Below are 17,425 nucleotides of genomic sequence, written 5' to 3'. Positions count from 1 at the left end.
GAAGCTAGTTAAATGGGTTAGAATAAATGATTTCTTTAAGTTAGTATAGAATATAAAGAAAAGTAGAAATTGAAGTCGGATTAATTATAAAAGTTAGCTGTTATTTTATTCGGATTATTGTAAGCTTATTGAACTGTCTATAAAAATTATGATCCAAACCAGGTTAAACTTTCCTGCACTTAATCTAATTTTTAAATCTCTCGCGAGTTCTTTTATTCTGATCAGTGGTTTAGGAGTTTTTTTTAAGCTTCTTATATTTGGGTGTACTTTTAGCGTTATGCTATTTATTAGCTGACTTATTAAGAAAGCAAGTATTATTTGTAAAAGACACATCGAACATTTTTTTAATAGTTTATTTGAGCAGGCATATAGTTTTGCCTAGTTATTTTTTTTGTTAAATAAGCCAACATATAAATAGAAAAAGTGAAAAAGATGTTGAATAGTAGAGTTTGTCTATAGTAAAGTATTCTAATAATCAAAAAATAGTTGTGATTTACTCTTATATAGAAGAAAGGAGAATAATATGAACAAAAATTTTATATTACATCAAGCAAAGCCTGAAGATTTCGAAATGATTGAAGGGCTACTTAAAGAAACGGCATTATGGTTAAAAGCTAAAGGTTCTTTACAATGGAACGGAATATTAGATGGCAAAGATAACCACGATACAGCAAGTGCAATTTTAAGAGGAGAGGTCTTCTATGGAACAGTTGATAATGAACTAGCAGGGATGTTCATTTTATGGGATTGCCAAAGTAAGTGGGATGTTACGTTATGGGGAGCAGATTCAAGTAATGATTTTTATTACCTTCATCGATTAAATATAAAAAGAAATAAATCAGGAATGGGTATTCCGCATTTGATGATCAATGCAGCAAAAGAATATGCGAAACAAGAACGAAAAAAAGCACTTCGGTTAGATTGCATTGCTGAAAATAGATTTTTAAATCAAATGTATCAACAAGAAAAATTTGATTTTATTGATTGTGTAAAAGATGTTAATGCAGGAGAACAAATAAATGACTTTAATTTGTATCAATATGTAATAAAATGATTTTCGGAAAAAGCGAACAATCCTAAAGCCATTTTTTAAAATATACTTAATTTTGTATACCTTTGATTTATGTAAGGCAAATTAAAATGCAATAAAATGATAAAATATACGTTTTTTGAAAAAAAGTAAAAAAAAGGAAATCTTTTTATTGACCAGTCTTAAAAAACTTGTTATAGTAATTGATGTCGCTAAGAGAGATACGTGATAGACCTAGTAGTTCGGAAATGTTATTGTAAAAATAATGTTGACAGAACGTAAAGAGATATGTTATTCTACTAAAGTCCTCATGAAATAACTGAGCTGGCAAATGGATAAATATTCAAATAAAAAAATATTTATTTAAAAAGTTGTTGACAAGTTGAAAAACAACTGCTATAATTTAGAAGTTGTCAGAAACAAAACAACAAGCTTTAGACCTTTGAAAACTAAACAAAGTAAGACGAACCAAATGTGAGGGTGACTCAGCAGTGCTGAGTCAACAGTAACAAATATAGTGAATAATTATTCGCTAGCAATCAATAATGAGCTTCAAGCATCATTTTATATGAGAGTTTGATCCTGGCTCAGGACGAACGCTGGCGGCATGCCTAATACATGCAAGTCGAACGCTTTTGTTTCACCGGGTGCTTGCACCCACCGAGACAAAAGAGTGGCGGACGGGTGAGTAACACGTGGGTAACCTGCCCATAAGAGGGGGATAACATCCGGAAACGGATGCTAATACCGCATATTTCCAATTGTCTCCTGACAGATGGAAAAAAGGTGGCTTCGGCTACCGCTTATGGATGGACCCGCGGCGTATTAGCTAGTTGGTGAGGTAATGGCTCACCAAGGCGATGATACGTAGCCGACCTGAGAGGGTGATCGGCCACACTGGGACTGAGACACGGCCCAGACTCCTACGGGAGGCAGCAGTAGGGAATCTTCCGCAATGGACGAAAGTCTGACGGAGCAATGCCGCGTGAGTGAAGAAGGTTTTCGGATCGTAAAACTCTGTTGTTAGAGAAGAACAAGGATGAGAGTAACTGCTCATCCCCTGACGGTATCTAACCAGAAAGCCACGGCTAACTACGTGCCAGCAGCCGCGGTAATACGTAGGTGGCAAGCGTTGTCCGGATTTATTGGGCGTAAAGCGAGCGCAGGCGGTTCTTTAAGTCTGATGTGAAAGCCCCCGGCTCAACCGGGGAGGGTCATTGGAAACTGGAGAACTTGAGTGCAGAAGAGGAGAGTGGAATTCCACGTGTAGCGGTGAAATGCGTAGATATGTGGAGGAACACCAGTGGCGAAGGCGACTCTCTGGTCTGTAACTGACGCTGAGGCTCGAAAGCGTGGGGAGCAAACAGGATTAGATACCCTGGTAGTCCACGCCGTAAACGATGAGTGCTAAGTGTTGGAGGGTTTCCGCCCTTCAGTGCTGCAGCTAACGCATTAAGCACTCCGCCTGGGGAGTACGACCGCAAGGTTGAAACTCAAAGGAATTGACGGGGACCCGCACAAGCGGTGGAGCATGTGGTTTAATTCGAAGCAACGCGAAGAACCTTACCAGGTCTTGACATCCTTTGACCACTCTAGAGATAGAGCTTTCCCTTCGGGGACAAAGTGACAGGTGGTGCATGGTTGTCGTCAGCTCGTGTCGTGAGATGTTGGGTTAAGTCCCGCAACGAGCGCAACCCCTATTATTAGTTGCCAGCATTCAGTTGGGCACTCTAGTGAGACTGCCGGTGATAAACCGGAGGAAGGTGGGGATGACGTCAAATCATCATGCCCCTTATGACCTGGGCTACACACGTGCTACAATGGATGGTACAACGAGTCGCAAGGTCGCGAGGCCAAGCTAATCTCTTAAAGCCATTCTCAGTTCGGATTGCAGGCTGCAACTCGCCTGCATGAAGCCGGAATCGCTAGTAATCGCGGATCAGCACGCCGCGGTGAATACGTTCCCGGGTCTTGTACACACCGCCCGTCACACCACGAGAGTTTGTAACACCCGAAGTCGGTGAGGTAACCCTTTTGGGAGCCAGCCGCCTAAGGTGGGACAGATAATTGGGGTGAAGTCGTAACAAGGTAGCCGTATCGGAAGGTGCGGCTGGATCACCTCCTTTCTAAGGAATATAACGGAAACCCACACATTCGTACTTACTTTGTTTAGTTTTGAGAGGTCTAATCTTCTCAATAGATAGATGTTGTTCTTTGAAAACTGGATAAAGTTAAAAATTGTAATTCAAGTAAGAAACCAGAAACACACCGAAAAGTTTTAAAAATGAGTTTTTTAAGGTTCTCATCGTAAGATGAGTATTGAACATTAACGATTAACCATAGGTTAAGTTAATAAGGGCGCACGGTGAATGCCTTGGCACTAGGAGCCGATGAAGGACGGGACTAACGCCGATATGCTTTGGGGAGCTGTAAGTAAGCTTTGATCCAAAGATTTCCGAATGGGGGAACCCAGCATCTTTGATAGGATGTTACTGCTAACTGAATACATAGGTTAGTAGAGGTAGACGCAGAGAACTGAAACATCTAAGTACCTGCAGGAAGAGAAAGAAAAATCGATTCCCTGAGTAGCGGCGAGCGAAACGGGAATAGCCCAAACCAGAAAGCTTGCTTTCTGGGGTTGTAGGACTGAACACATAGAGTCATAAATGGATTTGGTAGGAGAAGCGACCTGGAAAGGTCTGCCGAAGAAGGTAAAAGCCCTGTATCCGAAACCACATCCACTCTGATCAGTATCCTGAGTACGGCGGAACACGAGAAATTCCGTCGGAATCCGGGAGGACCATCTCCCAAGGCTAAATACTCCCTAGTGACCGATAGTGAACCAGTACCGTGAGGGAAAGGTGAAAAGAACCTCGGAAGAGGAGTGAAATAGCCCCTGAAACCGTGTGCCTACAAATAGTTAAAGCCCGTTAATGGGTGATAGCGTGCCTTTTGTAGAATGAACCGGCGAGTTACGATCCCATGCGAGGTTAAGTTGATGAGACGGAGCCGTAGCGAAAGCGAGTCTGAATAGGGCGAATGAGTATGTGGTCGTAGACCCGAAACCAAGTGATCTACCCATGTCCAGGTTGAAGGTGCGGTAATACGCACTGGAGGACCGAACCCACGTATGTTGAAAAATGCGGGGATGAGGTGTGGGTAGCGGAGAAATTCCAATCGAACTTGGAGATAGCTGGTTCTCTCCGAAATAGCTTTAGGGCTAGCCTCGGAATTAGAATCATGGAGGTAGAGCAACTGTTTGGACTAGGGGCCCTTCTCGGGTTACCGAATTCAGATAAACTCCGAATGCCATTGATTTATATCCGGGAGTCAGACTGCGAGTGATAAGATCCGTAGTCGAAAGGGAAACAGCCCAGACCACCAGCTAAGGTCCCAAAGTTTATGTTAAGTGGAAAAGGATGTGGAGTTGCTTAGACAACTAGGATGTTGGCTCAGAAGCAGCCATCATTTAAAGAGTGCGTAATAGCTCACTAGTCGAGTGACCCTGCGCCGAAAATTTACCGGGGCTAAACATAACACCGAAGCTGTGGATAGAACCATTGGTTCTATGGTAGGAGAGCGTTCTAAGGGCGTTGAAGCTAGATCGTGAGGACTAGTGGAGCGCTTAGAAGTGAGAATGCCGGTATGAGTAGCGAAAGACGGGTGAGAATCCCGTCCACCGAATGACTAAGGTTTCCTGGGGAAGGCTCGTCCTCCCAGGGTTAGTCGGGACCTAAGTCGAGGCCGAATGGCGTAGACGATGGACAACAGGTTGAGATTCCTGTACCAGTTTGTTTTGTTTGAACAATGGAGGGACACAGTAGGCTAAGGAATACGCGCTGTTGGATATGCGCGTCCAAGCAACAAGTTTTGAAGTGAGTCAAATGCTTGCTTCTTTAAGAACAAGTTGTGATGGGGAGGGAAATTAAGTACCGAAGTTCCCGATGTCACACTGTCAAGAAAAGCTTCTAGTTAGAAACAAACTGCCCGTACCGCAAACCGACACAGGTAGTCGAGGAGAGAATCCTAAGGTGTGCGAGAGAACTCTCGTTAAGGAACTCGGCAAAATGACCCCGTAACTTCGGGAGAAGGGGTGCTGACCAATTGGTCAGCCGCAGTGAATAGGCCCAGGCGACTGTTTATCAAAAACACAGGTCTCTGCAAAATCGTAAGATGACGTATAGGGGCTGACGCCTGCCCGGTGCTGGAAGGTTAAGAGGATGGGTTAGCTCTCGGGCGAAGCTCAGAATTGAAGCCCCAGTAAACGGCGGCCGTAACTATAACGGTCCTAAGGTAGCGAAATTCCTTGTCGGGTAAGTTCCGACCCGCACGAAAGGCGTAACGATCTGGGCACTGTCTCAACGAGAGACTCGGTGAAATTATAGTACCTGTGAAGATGCAGGTTACCCGCGACAGGACGGAAAGACCCCATGGAGCTTTACTGCAGTTTGATATTGAGTGTTTGTACAGCTTGTACAGGATAGGTAGGAGCCATTGAAGCCAGGACGCCAGTCTTGGTGGAGGCGTTGGTGGGATACTACCCTTGCTGTATGACCACTCTAACCCACAGCCCTTATCGGGCTGGGAGACAGTGTCTGACGGGCAGTTTGACTGGGGCGGTCGCCTCCTAAAGTGTAACGGAGGCGCCCAAAGGTTCCCTCAGAATGGTTGGAAATCATTCGCAGAGTGTAAAGGCATAAGGGAGCTTGACTGCGAGACCTACAAGTCGAGCAGGGACGAAAGTCGGGCTTAGTGATCCGGTGGTTCCGCATGGAAGGGCCATCGCTCAACGGATAAAAGCTACCCTGGGGATAACAGGCTTATCTCCCCCAAGAGTCCACATCGACGGGGAGGTTTGGCACCTCGATGTCGGCTCATCGCATCCTGGGGCTGTAGTCGGTCCCAAGGGTTGGGCTGTTCGCCCATTAAAGCGGTACGCGAGCTGGGTTCAGAACGTCGTGAGACAGTTCGGTCCCTATCCGTCGCGGGCGTAGGAAATTTGAGAGGAGCTGTCCTTAGTACGAGAGGACCGGGATGGACACACCTCTGGTGTACCAGTTGTTCTGCCAAGGGCATTGCTGGGTAGCTATGTGTGGACGGGATAAACGCTGAAAGCATCTAAGCGTGAAGCCCCCCTCAAGATGAGATTTCCCATCACGTAAGTGAGTAAGACCCCTGAGAGATGATCAGGTTGATAGGTTGGAAGTGGAAGTCTAGCGATAGATGGAGCGGACCAATACTAATCGGTCGAGGACTTAACCAAAGAATAAACGGTGTACGACGGTTTCTAAACGAAGAACAAACTTTTAACTTATCCAGTTTTGAGAGAACAACGTTCTCTAGATTGAAATTTGTGTGGTGGCGATGGCAAGAAGGTCACACCTGTTCCCATGCCGAACACAGCAGTTAAGCTTCTTAGCGCCGATGGTAGTGAAGGGTTTCCCTTTGTGAGAGTAGGACGCTGCCACGCAGATTCAATTATTTTTTCTCAGATGGAGGTTTAGCTCAGCTGGGAGAGCATCTGCCTTACAAGCAGAGGGTCGGCGGTTCGATCCCGTCAACCTCCACCATGAGTCATTAGCTCAGTTGGTAGAGCATCTGACTTTTAATCAGAGGGTCGCAGGTTCGAATCCTGCATGACTCATAACTAATCATTCAACATGTTTAGTTATGCCATACTTTTGCGGGTGTGGCGGAATTGGCAGACGCACTAGATTTAGGATCTAGCGTTGAAAGACGTGGGGGTTCAAGTCCCTTCACCCGCACCATTTTTTTTGAATGATTAGTGAAGTACCACTTTAGCCGGCTTAGCTCAGTTGGTAGAGCATCTGATTTGTAATCAGAGGGTCGAGGGTTCAACTCCTTTAGCCGGCATTTTGTTGCGAAAGTAGTTCAGTGGTAGAACATCACCTTGCCAAGGTGGGGGTCGCGGGTTCGAATCCCGTCTTTCGCTTACTAGTTCAACTAGTGAGCTCATTCGTAAGAATGACAAGCTGTTCTAATGCCGGGGTGGCGGAACAGGTAGACGCACAGGACTTAAAATCCTGCGGTGAGTGATCACCGTGCCGGTTCGATTCCGGCCCTCGGCACCATTTGCACCCATAGCTCAATTGGATAGAGTACTTGACTACGAATCAAGGGGTTAGAGGTTCAAGTCCTCTTGGGTGCATTTCTTTTGTAAAAAAAGATAAAACTCAGCATTACGGGAAGTAGCTCAGCTTGGTAGAGCACTTGGTTTGGGACCAAGGGGTCGCAGGTTCGAATCCTGTCTTCCCGATTTAAAATTTAGGGGCCTTAGCTCAGCTGGGAGAGCGCCTGCCTTGCACGCAGGAGGTCAGCGGTTCGATCCCGCTAGGCTCCACTTTTTTAAAAATATTCACCTTATTATTATGGCGGTGTAGCTCAGCTGGCTAGAGCGTCCGGTTCATACCCGGGAGGTCGGGGGTTCGATCCCCTTCGCCGCTATTATTATTATTATTTAAAAGATCTTGGACCTTTAGCTCAGTTGGTTAGAGCAGACGGCTCATAACCGTCCGGTCGTAGGTTCGAGTCCTACAAGGTCCATTAATCAGTAAAGATTAAAGTAACCTTGTATCATTATGGAGGATTACCCAAGTCCGGCTGAAGGGAACGGTCTTGAAAACCGTCAGGTGTGTAAAAGCACGCAAGAGTTCGAATCTCTTATCCTCCTTTTTTTAAAATGATTCATTAATATTATCGCGGGGTGGAGCAGTTGGCAGCTCGTCGGGCTCATAACCCGAAGGTCACAGGTTCAAGTCCTGTCCCCGCAATTTATCTTTTGTAAAAAAGATAGTATAAAAGTAAAAAAGGTCTCGTGGTGTAGGGGTTAACATGTCTGCCTGTCACGCAGAAGATCGCGGGTTCGATTCCCGTCGAGACCGTTTTTTGCGGGTGTAGTTTAGTGGTAAAACCACAGCCTTCCAAGCTGTTGATGCGAGTTCGATTCTCGTCACCCGCTTTTTTTATGGGCCTATAGCTCAGCTGGTTAGAGCGCACGCCTGATAAGCGTGAGGTCGATGGTTCGAGTCCATTTAGGCCCATTGAATAAATTAAATAATTAACTATTTTGGTTTTTTGGGGAAGTACTCAAGTGGCTGAAGAGGCGCCCCTGCTAAGGGTGTAGGTCGTTAACGCGGCGCGAGGGTTCAAATCCCTCCTTCTCCGTAATTTATTTTTTTGTGTTTTTTTCGGCCCGTTGGTCAAGCGGTTAAGACACCGCCCTTTCACGGCGGTATCACGGGTTCGATTCCCGTACGGGTCATAAACAATTATGTTTAATTTAATACTGAAATATCTTATCAGTCTTATGGAGGATTACCCAAGTCCGGCTGAAGGGAACGGTCTTGAAAACCGTCAGGTGTGTAAAAGCACGCAAGGGTTCGAATCCCTTATCCTCCTTTTTCAAATTAATATTAATATTATCGCGGGGTGGAGCAGTTGGCAGCTCGTCGGGCTCATAACCCGAAGGTCACAGGTTCAAGTCCTGTCCCCGCAATTTATCTTTTTTATAAAAGATAGTTTAAAAATAAAAAAGGTCTCGTGGTGTAGGGGTTAACATGTCTGCCTGTCACGCAGAAGATCGCGGGTTCGATTCCCGTCGAGACCGTTTAATTGAATAGTTGGCCTGGTAGCTCAGTTGGTAGAGCACTTGATTGAAGCTCAAGGTGTCGGCAGTTCGATTCTGTCCCAGGCCATTTATGTAATGCGGGTGTAGTTTAGTGGTAAAACCACAGCCTTCCAAGCTGTTGATGCGAGTTCGATTCTCGTCACCCGCTTTTTTTATGGGCCTATAGCTCAGCTGGTTAGAGCGCACGCCTGATAAGCGTGAGGTCGATGGTTCGAGTCCATTTAGGCCCATTAATTAAAAATAGTAAACTGGCCCGTTGGTCAAGCGGTTAAGACACCGCCCTTTCACGGCGGTATCACGGGTTCGATTCCCGTACGGGTCATAAAATAACAAAAAAAGAACAAGAGAAAATTCTCTTGTTCTTTTTTTGTATTGATTAGAAAAAACAGTACTAGAAACTTAATCTTGCTAGTACTGAAAGGGATATACGGGAAGAGAAAATTAAAATATATGGACAAATAAAATAATACTAAATGCGATAAAGAAAGAAATAGAATAGACATACAGCATTCTTTGTTTAAGTTTAGTTGGAACAGTTTTTTTAGTAGATAGAATGGACTGAATAATGCTAAGAGCGAAAGGAATAGTCAATAAAATAATAAAACTCAGTTTGTTAAATGTAGGAATAAAGATGATAAAGCTGATGAGATAAATAAGAACAGTCAATCCTAAAAAGATGCGATTAAACAGCTCTTGTTTTAAAAATAATAAGGTTGTCTGATCGTTGCTGAAATCTTTATGGATACTTCCATAATTTAATTGAAGTTTTCCAAACTCTACTAAGAATACAACTAGGACTAGAGGAATGCTCCAGTAAAAAAGAGTTGAGGGGATAAAGTTAGCTTGAACATAAAAACTTAAGTAGGTTAAAATCCCACCTTTAAAAATACTAGAGAAAACTAACATTAGCCAAGCATAACCTTGTTTAACAAGATAGAATTGTAGATGAATCACTAAACTGTACAAAAGTAATAGCAAACCAGCTAAATAATGGACTCTAAAAGAAAAATAGAAGATAAGCAGTAGATTAATGATTTCGAAAGCAATAAAAGACAATTGAAAATAAGAAATCGATTCCTTAGTCTTTTTAAATAGAAAATTCCCTAATAAATGGTTGATAAAAGTAAAACTATACAATAAGAAAAAATGCACAACACTAAAGTGAGCATACTGACCTGCATACAAAGTCCCACTTATTAAGTAAGATAAAGGAATGGTTAAAACTAAAAATAAAGGATGGTAAAGATAATGGTTTATAGTTTTGAAGATAGATTGGAACAATTTAAAAACCCCTTTTAACTGTTTGTCTATTCTTATTTTACCTAAAAAAGAGATAAGGGTATAGATAAATAAAGTATAAGAGTGCATATTTAATGATAAGCAAATCGGCTTTCAATCAATTTAGTACAAAAACAACACATTCTATACTAATAGATAATGAAGTATGGTAGAATATATAAGGTTTGCAAATCGGATTCCCGAGAGGATTCACTTTAGAAGTGGAGAAGCCTTGTAACCGAAAATTTAAAGGGGGAACAAAGTAATGTCAGAAAGAAGATTATTTACTTCTGAATCTGTTTCAGAAGGACATCCAGATAAAATAGCGGATCAAGTCAGTGATGCTATATTGGATGCAATTTTAACAAAAGATCCGGACGCACGCGTTGCTTGCGAAACGATTGTAACAACAGGTTTAGTATTAGTAGCAGGAGAAATTTCTACTACAACGTATGTTGATATCCAAAAAACAGTACGTGATACAATTCGTGAAATAGGGTATACAAGAGCTAAATATGGTTTTGACGCAGATACTTGTGCTGTAATCGTATCTATTGATGAACAATCAAGAGATATTGCTCAAGGTGTTGATGAGTCTATTGAATCTAAAGAAACGAATCAAGATGAATTAGATCAAATTGGTGCAGGGGACCAAGGGTTAATGTTTGGTTTTGCTGTAAACGAAACACCTGAACTAATGCCATTACCTATTTCATTGAGCCACCGTTTGACAAAACGTCTATCTATAGTTAGAAAAGAAAAGCTGGTTTCTTACTTAAGACCAGATGCGAAAGCTCAAGTTACGGTTGAATATGATGAAAATAATAAACCTTTGCGTGTAGACACAATCGTTATAAGTACTCAACATCATCCAGATGTGACATATGAATTATTGAAAAAAGATATGATGGAACTTGTCATCAAACATGAAATTCCTAGTGAATTACTAGATACAGAGACTAAATACTTTATTAATCCAACCGGTCGCTTCGTTATCGGAGGACCTCAAGGAGACGCAGGTTTAACTGGACGTAAAATTATCGTTGATACTTATGGCGGATATGCTCGTCATGGTGGAGGTGCTTTCTCTGGGAAAGATCCTACAAAAGTAGATAGATCAGCAAGTTATGCAGCTCGTTATATTGCGAAAAATATTGTGGCTGCTGGATTTGCAGATAAATGTGAAGTTCAATTGGCTTATGCAATCGGAGTAGCACACCCAGTTTCTATTTCTATTGATACATTTGAAACTGGAACCATTTCAGAATCAAAATTAATTGAAGCAGTACGTGCTAATTTTGATTTAAGACCAGCTGGTATTATCAAAATGTTGGATTTACAAAGACCAATCTATAAACAAACTGCAGCATATGGTCACTTTGGTCGTACCGATATTGATTTAACTTGGGAACATACAGATAAAGTTGACGATTTGAAATTATTTTTAGCTAAATAATGTAAAAAGAAAGAAATGACGCTTAGTTGTCATTTCTTTCTTTTTTTTCAATAGCTATTAATAAAGGTGGATTGTTTTTTTGATTTAAAAAGTCGTAACGTAAAACAGTGTAATTCATTTGAGGAAGTGTTTGGACATAATTAAGTACAGTCTCTTTTTCTTCTTTTCCTCCCTCATGACCATAATAAACAACGAGTAGAAGCAAACCTCCTTTTCTTAGGCGAGGTAAAATTTCTTTGATGGCGATTAATGTAGTTTCAGCCTTTGTAATAATGGTCTTATCACCTTTAGGCAGATAGCCTAAATTAAAAATTGCTCCAGCTAAAAGAGTATTTTCAGGCAGTACAGAACTAAGCGTCTCATGACCTTGCTGAAATAACACAACTTGGTCGGTTAAGCCGGTTAAGAGCAGTTTTTCTTTGGTTTTTTTAATGGCTTGTTCTTGTAAGTCAAAGCCATAAACCTTCCCAGTTTTACCTACTAATGTTGCTAACAGAACTGTGTCGTTCCCATTTCCTATTGTAGCATCGATAACAATATCCCCAGGTACAAGAGTATTTTTTAATAAAGTACGACTATAGTGTAGAGCATTTTCAAGCATGATTATTCATCCTTCCTATCCGATCAATGAATGGACTTATTTATTCTATTTTATCATTTATAAATAAATATGGAATAATCAAAAAAGAAGGAAATTGGAGTGAGACGTCAATTTCCTTCTTTCTATTTAAATAATCTTGTTTAGGGGTCTATATGGCTAAAATGTAGTCTTTTTAATTCTGTTAATTTTTTTTAGTTTAATAGAGTAAAAGGCTGCAGAAAGAGCAAACCAAGAACCTGCTAAACAAAATCCAGCAACTACATCAGAAGGAAAATGTACCCCCAAGTAAATACGACTTAAACCAACAATACTAACAATGAGTACGGTTATTAAACAAGTTAACCACTTAATCCATTTTTTTTGAGTGAAGTGGATGATCAAAAAAGCAATTCCACCATAACAAATTAAGGAAGCCATAGAATGACCGCTTGGAAAACTATAACCGTCTTGTAAAACCAAATGTTCAATAGTTGGCCGAGTTCTCTGGAAAAAGAATTTTACGACTTGATTTAAGAGCCCAGCTCCTAGAGCAACATGTAAAATAAACCAATATGCTGTTTTAGTATCTTTCTTTTGCCAAATAAAATAAAGACTGACGATCAACGTAAGAAGTACAATAAAAAAGGTTCCACCCATATCGGTTATAAATGAATAAAAAGCAGTGCTTTTAGGAGAACGATTCATTAAGATAGGAGAGGCGATAAAGTGGTCAAACACATTGATCCACTCAGCTTGCTGTGCGACTCCATATGCAAGTACACTAAAAGGAATGAGTAACACTAGACACAATAAAAAATAATTCGAGGTAAAAAAAGATGTTTTAGATTTCATAATTTTTCTCATACTTTCTATAAATTGGATATACTTATTGAAAAAATAAGTTTAGCATATTCTACGTATAGAATAAACTAAAAGTATTAAACAGAACAAAGACTATCAGTAAAAAAATAATAACTTTTTTTAAAAAACACACTTTCTTATTTCTTTTTTAATAGTTGAAGAATATACTAAATGTAGTAGGTTAAGGGAGTGAAATACATGCTAATTGATGACAGTGAATATGTTCAACTAATAGGGACGTGTCAAATTAAGAGCATTCAATTTCCAAAAATTTTAGTACAAACAGAAAATGGAAAGAGCCTAGTGCTTAATACAACCAAACAACAACAAACAGATTCGGTGTTTTGGGACGCTATTATAGATATTATTGCAGCTGATCTTTGGATACCATACAATAAAGATACATACTTTTTGTTGCAACAAGATTGGATAACAGATACTTCTTTTGCTTAAATGATAAATGAGTCGAATCAACCTAATGTCACTATACATTTAGGTTGATTTTTTTGTCTATTTTAGTGAAACGCTATATGTGTATATTACGGTTGTGTAACGTATATTAAAAAAAGGTCTTCTACTTAACTTAACCTTCCATTCTATCTATGGGAAAGATATAATAAAATAGCAAGTGCTTTACAATAAAGTAGACCTTGAGAATGATTAAAGAATAAAAGTAGGAGGTACTCACTTTGGAAAAAACAAGAAAAGAAAGAATTTCAGCTGAAAAAAATAAAAAAAGTTTTGATCAATCAGGATATACTAATGGATTGATGAAAAAAGGCACAGCTGTTTTTAGCACAACTTTATTAGTGAGTTTACTAGCATTTCCAACTTTTTCTGCATCAGCTAGCGCAAATGAATTAGCTGATACAAGTAGTAAAAAATTGGAAGAAACGCTTGAACATAACAGCAATGTAACTAATGTAACCGAAGAAGCAACCACAAAGACAGCTGTAGAAACGGACAGTAGCGAGTACATATCACAAGACGATTTAATTGAGAAAGAACAAAAAATTAAAGAATTAAAAACTATTATATCTACAGAAGATTTTGAAACTTTAAAATTTGACGAATTATCAGTTGAAGAAATTGATGAATTAATTTTAACTGCTCTAGAAAAATTAACAGAAGAATCAAATGAAGAAATAGAAAATGAAGCAGGTACCGGAATAACTGGTGAGTTAAATGATTCTACTACTGAACCAACCGAGGCAGTTAAAGATGAAAGCGATGTTTCAGAAGAAGATACAGCTGAAGAAATTGAAGTGTTAAAACCAGAAGTAGTAGAGGAATCACTTGAGATTGAGGATACTATTTCAAAAGATGAATCTGAAAAAGTAGTAGAAGAAGAAATTGATCTTGTTGCTGAACCGAGCGAATCAGAAGTTGTAGAACTACCAAATGAAATTGAAAAAGATGTACCAGAAGTAGAAGCAATTGAAGCAGTAGAACAAGAAATTATAGAACCAGAAGTTGCAGAACTTCCAAACGAAGCTGAACCTAGTATTCCAGAAGAAGCAGAAGATACGGTTGAAACTATTGTAGAATCTGAAGAACCAGTAGTAGAAGAACCGACAATTGTAAAAGAAGAGGTTAAAAAGGAAGTTGTAAAAGAAACGGTTAAAGCCAAGGTAGTTGCTCCGAAAACTACAACGACTTCGGCTAAAACAACTGCAGTTACTTTAAAAGTTGCAACGACTTCAGCTAAAACAACAGCAGTAGCAACAACTTCTGTAGCAACAGCAAAAACGTACACAGTAAAATCGGGAGATACACTAAATAAAATTAGTAAAGCCAATAATGTGACTGTAGCAAACTTGAAAAAATGGAACAATTTGTCTTCAGATTTAATTAAAGTTGGACAAGTTTTAGCATTAAATGAAGCAGCAGCCAAGAACGTAACAACTCCAACGCCTTCTAAAACAAATGACTCTATTGCAAATGCAACAACACCAGCTGGTTTTGTTAATGCTATTGCCTCTTATGCAAAGCAAGTTGCAGCTAAAAATGATTTATATGCTTCTGTTATGATTGCACAAGCAGCTTTAGAAAGTGGCTATGGCAGCAGTAAACTAGCAACTAGTCCAAACTACAATCTATTTGGTATCAAAGGAAGCTACAACGGAAATACAGTTACGATGTATACTTCTGAATGGAGTTCTTCAACAGGCTGGATTTACATTCCGCAAAACTTTAAGAAATACCCGTCTTATGCTGAGTCTTTACAAGATAATGCAAATTTAATAAAAAATGGAACTTCATGGGATCATGGCTATTATTCTGGAGCTTGGGTAAGTAATTCATCAAATGCATTTGAGGCAACAGCTTGGTTACAAGGGCGTTATGCGACGGACCCAACTTATGCATCTAAATTAAATGCTATTATAAATGCATATAACTTAACACAATATGATACAAAATCTTCAGGAGGATCAACAACAACTCCTGAATCAAATGATAATTCTTCAACAACACCAAGCACTGGAAATACAGGAAATACAGGGTCGTCGAATACAGGCGAAACGTCATATACTGTAAAATCTGGTGACACTTTAACAGGTATTGGTTCAAAATACGGCGTATCTGTGTCAAACTTGAAATCATGGAACAACTTAAAATCAGATACGATTTATGTGAATCAAACGTTGACGATTAAAGGCGGTTCAACTTCAGGTGGATCAACGACAACACCAAGTACAGGGAACACAAGCAGTACATCGTATACTGTAAAATCTGGTGATACGTTAACAGGTATTGGTTCAAAATACGGTGTATCTGTGTCAAACTTGAAATCATGGAACAACTTAAAATCAGATACGATTTATGTGAATCAAACGTTAACGATTAAAGGCGGTTCAACTTCAGGCGGCACGACGACAACACCAAGTACAGGGAACACAAGCAGTACATCGTATACTGTAAAATCTGGTGATACGTTAACAGGTATTGGTTCAAAATACGGTGTATCTGTGTCAAACTTAAAATCATGGAACAACTTAAAATCAGATACGATTTATGTGAATCAAACGTTAACGATTAAAGGCGGTTCAACTTCAGGTGGATCAACGACAACACCAAGTACAGGGAACACAAGCAGCACATCGTATACTGTGAAATCCGGTGACACATTGACTGGAATTGGTTCAAAATACGGTGTAACTGTAGCGAACTTGAAATCATGGAATAGTTTGAAAACAGACGCGATCTATGTGAATCAAACATTGACGATTAAAGGCGGTTCAACATCGACTGGTGGGTCAACGACAACACCAAGTACAGGGAACACAAGTAGCACATCGTATACTGTGAAATCCGGTGACACGTTAACTGGTATTGGGTCAAAATACGGCGTAACTGTATCGGACTTGAAATCATGGAATAGTTTGAAAACAGACGCGATCTATGTGAACCAAACATTGACGATTAAAGGCGGTTCAATATCGACTGGTGGGTCAACGACAACACCAAGTACAGGGAACACAAGCAGCACATCGTATACTGTAAAATCCGGTGACACGTTAACTGGAATTGGTTCAAAATACGGCGTAACTGTATCGGACTTGAAATCATGGAATAGTTTGAAAACAGACGCGATCTATGTGAACCAAACATTGACGATTAAAGGCGGTTCAACATCGACTGGTGGGTCAACGACAACACCAAGTACAGGGAACACAAGCAGCACATCGTATACTGTAAAATCCGGTGACACGTTAACTGGTATTGGGTCAAAAAATGGTGTATCTGTAGCGAACTTAAAATCATGGAATAATTTATCAACGGATACAATTTATGTAGGTCAAAAACTAGTTTTAAAAAGCACGAATGCTGTTTCAATAGTAACAACACCAACTAGTGCAACTACGCATAAAGTTGTAAGTGGCGATACTCTTTGGGATATTGCTCAAAAATATAGTATGTCTATCTCAGATTTGAAATCAGCGAATTACTTAAAATCAGATGTTATATTTGTTGGTCAGTCTTTGATTATCAAATAATCATAGAAGGAGACTCAACATAAAATTTGAGTCTCCTTTTGTGCTGTAAGATAACTAAAAAGGGAGTGAAAATGATGATCGTTACGACAACTACTTCTGTTGAAGGTTTTGAAATTTCTTCTTATGAAGGAATTGTATTTGGTGAAGTTATCTCTGGTATCAATATGTTTAAAGATATGGGAGCGGGCTTGCGAAACATGTTTGGCGGACGCTCTCAAGGTTATGAGAACGAATTATTAGAAGCTCGTAGTAAAGCGTTAGAGGAAATGGAAACAAGAGCTGACGAACAAGGGGCAGATGCTATTGTAGGGGTTAAAATGGACTATGAGACATTAGGATCAGATAATGGCATGATTATGGTTACCTGTAGTGGAACAGCAGTAAAGCTTAAAACAGTTAAATAATAGACGAATAGACGAATTGAAAAGACATTTTAGAAATCAACTGTTGTTTTTTCTTATTGCTCCTATAGTCATTTTTTGTTAAAATGAAATCAATAGAAAAAAACAGTGAAAAGGAATAGTAGAAATGATTTTTTTTGAGAGAGTGCATGGGTGGTGGAAATGCATAAAAA

At 39.9% G+C, this 17,425-nt stretch carries 8 protein-coding genes, 25 tRNA genes, 3 rRNA genes, 1 riboswitch and 1 other annotated feature (1 of these 38 running past the window's edge); of the genes, 33 read left to right on the top strand and 3 right to left on the bottom strand.

The window, feature by feature from the left end:
• The first annotated feature begins 523 nt into the window (after positions 1-523).
• The 29 genes from NST49_RS00395 (at position 524) to NST49_RS00255 (ending at position 9,000) form a co-directional block, all read left to right on the top strand.
• Positions 524-1,054 carry a GNAT family N-acetyltransferase gene (locus NST49_RS00395; protein WP_023177030.1) on the top strand — a complete coding sequence of 177 codons (531 nt, stop codon included), beginning with the start codon at positions 524-526 and terminating at the stop codon, positions 1,052-1,054.
• Positions 1,055-1,594: 540 nt separating this feature from the next.
• A 16S ribosomal RNA gene (locus tag NST49_RS00390) occupies positions 1,595-3,156 on the top strand.
• Positions 3,157-3,372: 216 nt separating this feature from the next.
• Positions 3,373-6,293, top strand: a 23S ribosomal RNA gene (locus NST49_RS00385).
• Between the two features lie 91 nt (positions 6,294-6,384).
• Positions 6,385-6,500 (top strand): 5S ribosomal RNA (gene rrf, locus NST49_RS00380).
• Together the 16S, 23S and 5S rRNA genes with 25 tRNA genes alongside form the textbook arrangement of a ribosomal RNA operon.
• A 24-nt stretch (positions 6,501-6,524) precedes the next feature.
• Positions 6,525-6,600: transfer RNA gene (locus NST49_RS00375), tRNA-Val, on the top strand.
• A gap of 1 nt (position 6,601) precedes the next feature.
• Positions 6,602-6,674 (top strand) — tRNA-Lys (locus NST49_RS00370).
• Between the two features lie 39 nt (positions 6,675-6,713).
• Positions 6,714-6,798: transfer RNA gene (locus NST49_RS00365), tRNA-Leu, on the top strand.
• A gap of 33 nt (positions 6,799-6,831) precedes the next feature.
• A tRNA-Thr gene (locus NST49_RS00360) sits at positions 6,832-6,904 on the top strand.
• A gap of 7 nt (positions 6,905-6,911) precedes the next feature.
• Positions 6,912-6,983 (top strand) — tRNA-Gly (locus NST49_RS00355).
• Between the two features lie 50 nt (positions 6,984-7,033).
• Positions 7,034-7,122 (top strand) — tRNA-Leu (locus tag NST49_RS00350).
• Positions 7,123-7,125: 3 nt separating this feature from the next.
• Positions 7,126-7,199 (top strand) — tRNA-Arg (locus tag NST49_RS00345).
• 34 nt (positions 7,200-7,233) lie between these two features.
• A tRNA-Pro gene (locus NST49_RS00340) sits at positions 7,234-7,307 on the top strand.
• A gap of 11 nt (positions 7,308-7,318) precedes the next feature.
• Positions 7,319-7,391, top strand: a tRNA-Ala gene (locus NST49_RS00335).
• A 30-nt stretch (positions 7,392-7,421) separates the two neighbouring features.
• A tRNA-Met gene (locus tag NST49_RS00330) sits at positions 7,422-7,495 on the top strand.
• Positions 7,496-7,520: 25 nt separating this feature from the next.
• Positions 7,521-7,594, top strand: a tRNA-Ile gene (locus NST49_RS00325).
• Between the two features lie 37 nt (positions 7,595-7,631).
• A tRNA-Ser gene (locus NST49_RS00320) sits at positions 7,632-7,721 on the top strand.
• A 27-nt stretch (positions 7,722-7,748) separates the two neighbouring features.
• Positions 7,749-7,821: transfer RNA gene (locus NST49_RS00315), tRNA-Met, on the top strand.
• Between the two features lie 38 nt (positions 7,822-7,859).
• A tRNA-Asp gene (locus tag NST49_RS00310) sits at positions 7,860-7,932 on the top strand.
• Positions 7,933-7,938: 6 nt separating this feature from the next.
• Positions 7,939-8,009 (top strand) — tRNA-Gly (locus tag NST49_RS00305).
• Between the two features lie 8 nt (positions 8,010-8,017).
• Positions 8,018-8,091 (top strand) — tRNA-Ile (locus tag NST49_RS00300).
• Between the two features lie 36 nt (positions 8,092-8,127).
• Positions 8,128-8,215 (top strand) — tRNA-Ser (locus NST49_RS00295).
• A 25-nt stretch (positions 8,216-8,240) separates the two neighbouring features.
• Positions 8,241-8,312: transfer RNA gene (locus tag NST49_RS00290), tRNA-Glu, on the top strand.
• 47 nt (positions 8,313-8,359) lie between these two features.
• Positions 8,360-8,449, top strand: a tRNA-Ser gene (locus tag NST49_RS00285).
• 24 nt (positions 8,450-8,473) lie between these two features.
• A tRNA-Met gene (locus NST49_RS00280) sits at positions 8,474-8,546 on the top strand.
• A gap of 38 nt (positions 8,547-8,584) precedes the next feature.
• Positions 8,585-8,657: transfer RNA gene (locus tag NST49_RS00275), tRNA-Asp, on the top strand.
• 15 nt (positions 8,658-8,672) lie between these two features.
• Positions 8,673-8,745 (top strand) — tRNA-Phe (locus NST49_RS00270).
• Positions 8,746-8,755: 10 nt separating this feature from the next.
• A tRNA-Gly gene (locus NST49_RS00265) sits at positions 8,756-8,826 on the top strand.
• 8 nt (positions 8,827-8,834) lie between these two features.
• Positions 8,835-8,908, top strand: a tRNA-Ile gene (locus NST49_RS00260).
• Positions 8,909-8,928: 20 nt separating this feature from the next.
• Positions 8,929-9,000, top strand: a tRNA-Glu gene (locus NST49_RS00255).
• 119 nt (positions 9,001-9,119) lie between these two features.
• Here NST49_RS00255 and NST49_RS00250 read toward each other — a convergent pair.
• Positions 9,120-9,959, bottom strand: a complete 840-nt coding sequence (locus NST49_RS00250) for a hypothetical protein (RefSeq protein WP_341046418.1) — start codon at positions 9,957-9,959, stop codon at positions 9,120-9,122.
• A gap of 177 nt (positions 9,960-10,136) precedes the next feature.
• Positions 10,137-10,224: riboswitch (SMK box riboswitch) on the top strand.
• Between NST49_RS00250 and metK the strand changes: the two genes are divergently transcribed.
• Entirely contained in the window at positions 10,222-11,412 is a 1,191-nt protein-coding gene (gene metK / locus NST49_RS00245) for a methionine adenosyltransferase (protein ID WP_034538365.1), read from the top strand. It overlaps the preceding riboswitch by 3 nt.
• Positions 11,413-11,434: 22 nt before the next feature.
• Here the strand turns inward: metK and NST49_RS00240 are convergent, their stop codons facing one another.
• Together NST49_RS00240 and NST49_RS00235 are read right to left on the bottom strand one after the other, a co-directional pair.
• Positions 11,435-12,013: a tRNA (mnm(5)s(2)U34)-methyltransferase gene (locus NST49_RS00240; protein ID WP_023177033.1), complete on the bottom strand. Its 579-nt coding sequence runs from the start codon at positions 12,011-12,013 to the stop codon at positions 11,435-11,437.
• A 156-nt stretch (positions 12,014-12,169) separates the two neighbouring features.
• Positions 12,170-12,844, bottom strand: coding sequence for a phosphatase PAP2 family protein (locus tag NST49_RS00235; RefSeq protein ID WP_023177034.1), 675 nt, complete (start codon positions 12,842-12,844; stop codon positions 12,170-12,172).
• A gap of 198 nt (positions 12,845-13,042) precedes the next feature.
• Between NST49_RS00235 and NST49_RS00230 the strand changes: the two genes are divergently transcribed.
• From NST49_RS00230 to NST49_RS00220, 3 genes are all read left to right on the top strand, one after another.
• Positions 13,043-13,306 (top strand): hypothetical protein, encoded by a 264-nt coding sequence (locus tag NST49_RS00230; RefSeq protein ID WP_341046413.1) that lies wholly within the window; start codon positions 13,043-13,045, stop codon positions 13,304-13,306.
• 236 nt (positions 13,307-13,542) lie between these two features.
• A complete protein-coding gene (locus NST49_RS00225; protein WP_341046411.1) occupies positions 13,543-16,851 on the top strand; it encodes a LysM peptidoglycan-binding domain-containing protein in 3,309 nt (1,102 codons plus the stop codon).
• Positions 16,852-16,925: 74 nt separating this feature from the next.
• The gene (locus tag NST49_RS00220) at positions 16,926-17,255 is read left to right on the top strand and encodes a putative heavy metal-binding protein (RefSeq protein ID WP_023177037.1); all 330 of its coding nucleotides are present in this window, start codon (positions 16,926-16,928) and stop codon (positions 17,253-17,255) included.
• Positions 17,256-17,351: 96 nt separating this feature from the next.
• Positions 17,352-17,425, top strand: a binding site (T-box leader); it runs 168 nt beyond the window's last position.

It is taken from the genome of Carnobacterium sp. FSL W8-0810 (assembly GCF_038007125.1).
Classification (GTDB): Bacteria; Bacillota; Bacilli; order Lactobacillales; family Carnobacteriaceae; genus Carnobacterium_B; species Carnobacterium_B inhibens.
Note: the sequence above shows the minus strand (reverse complement) of the source record. Positions and strands in the feature narration are given on the sequence as shown.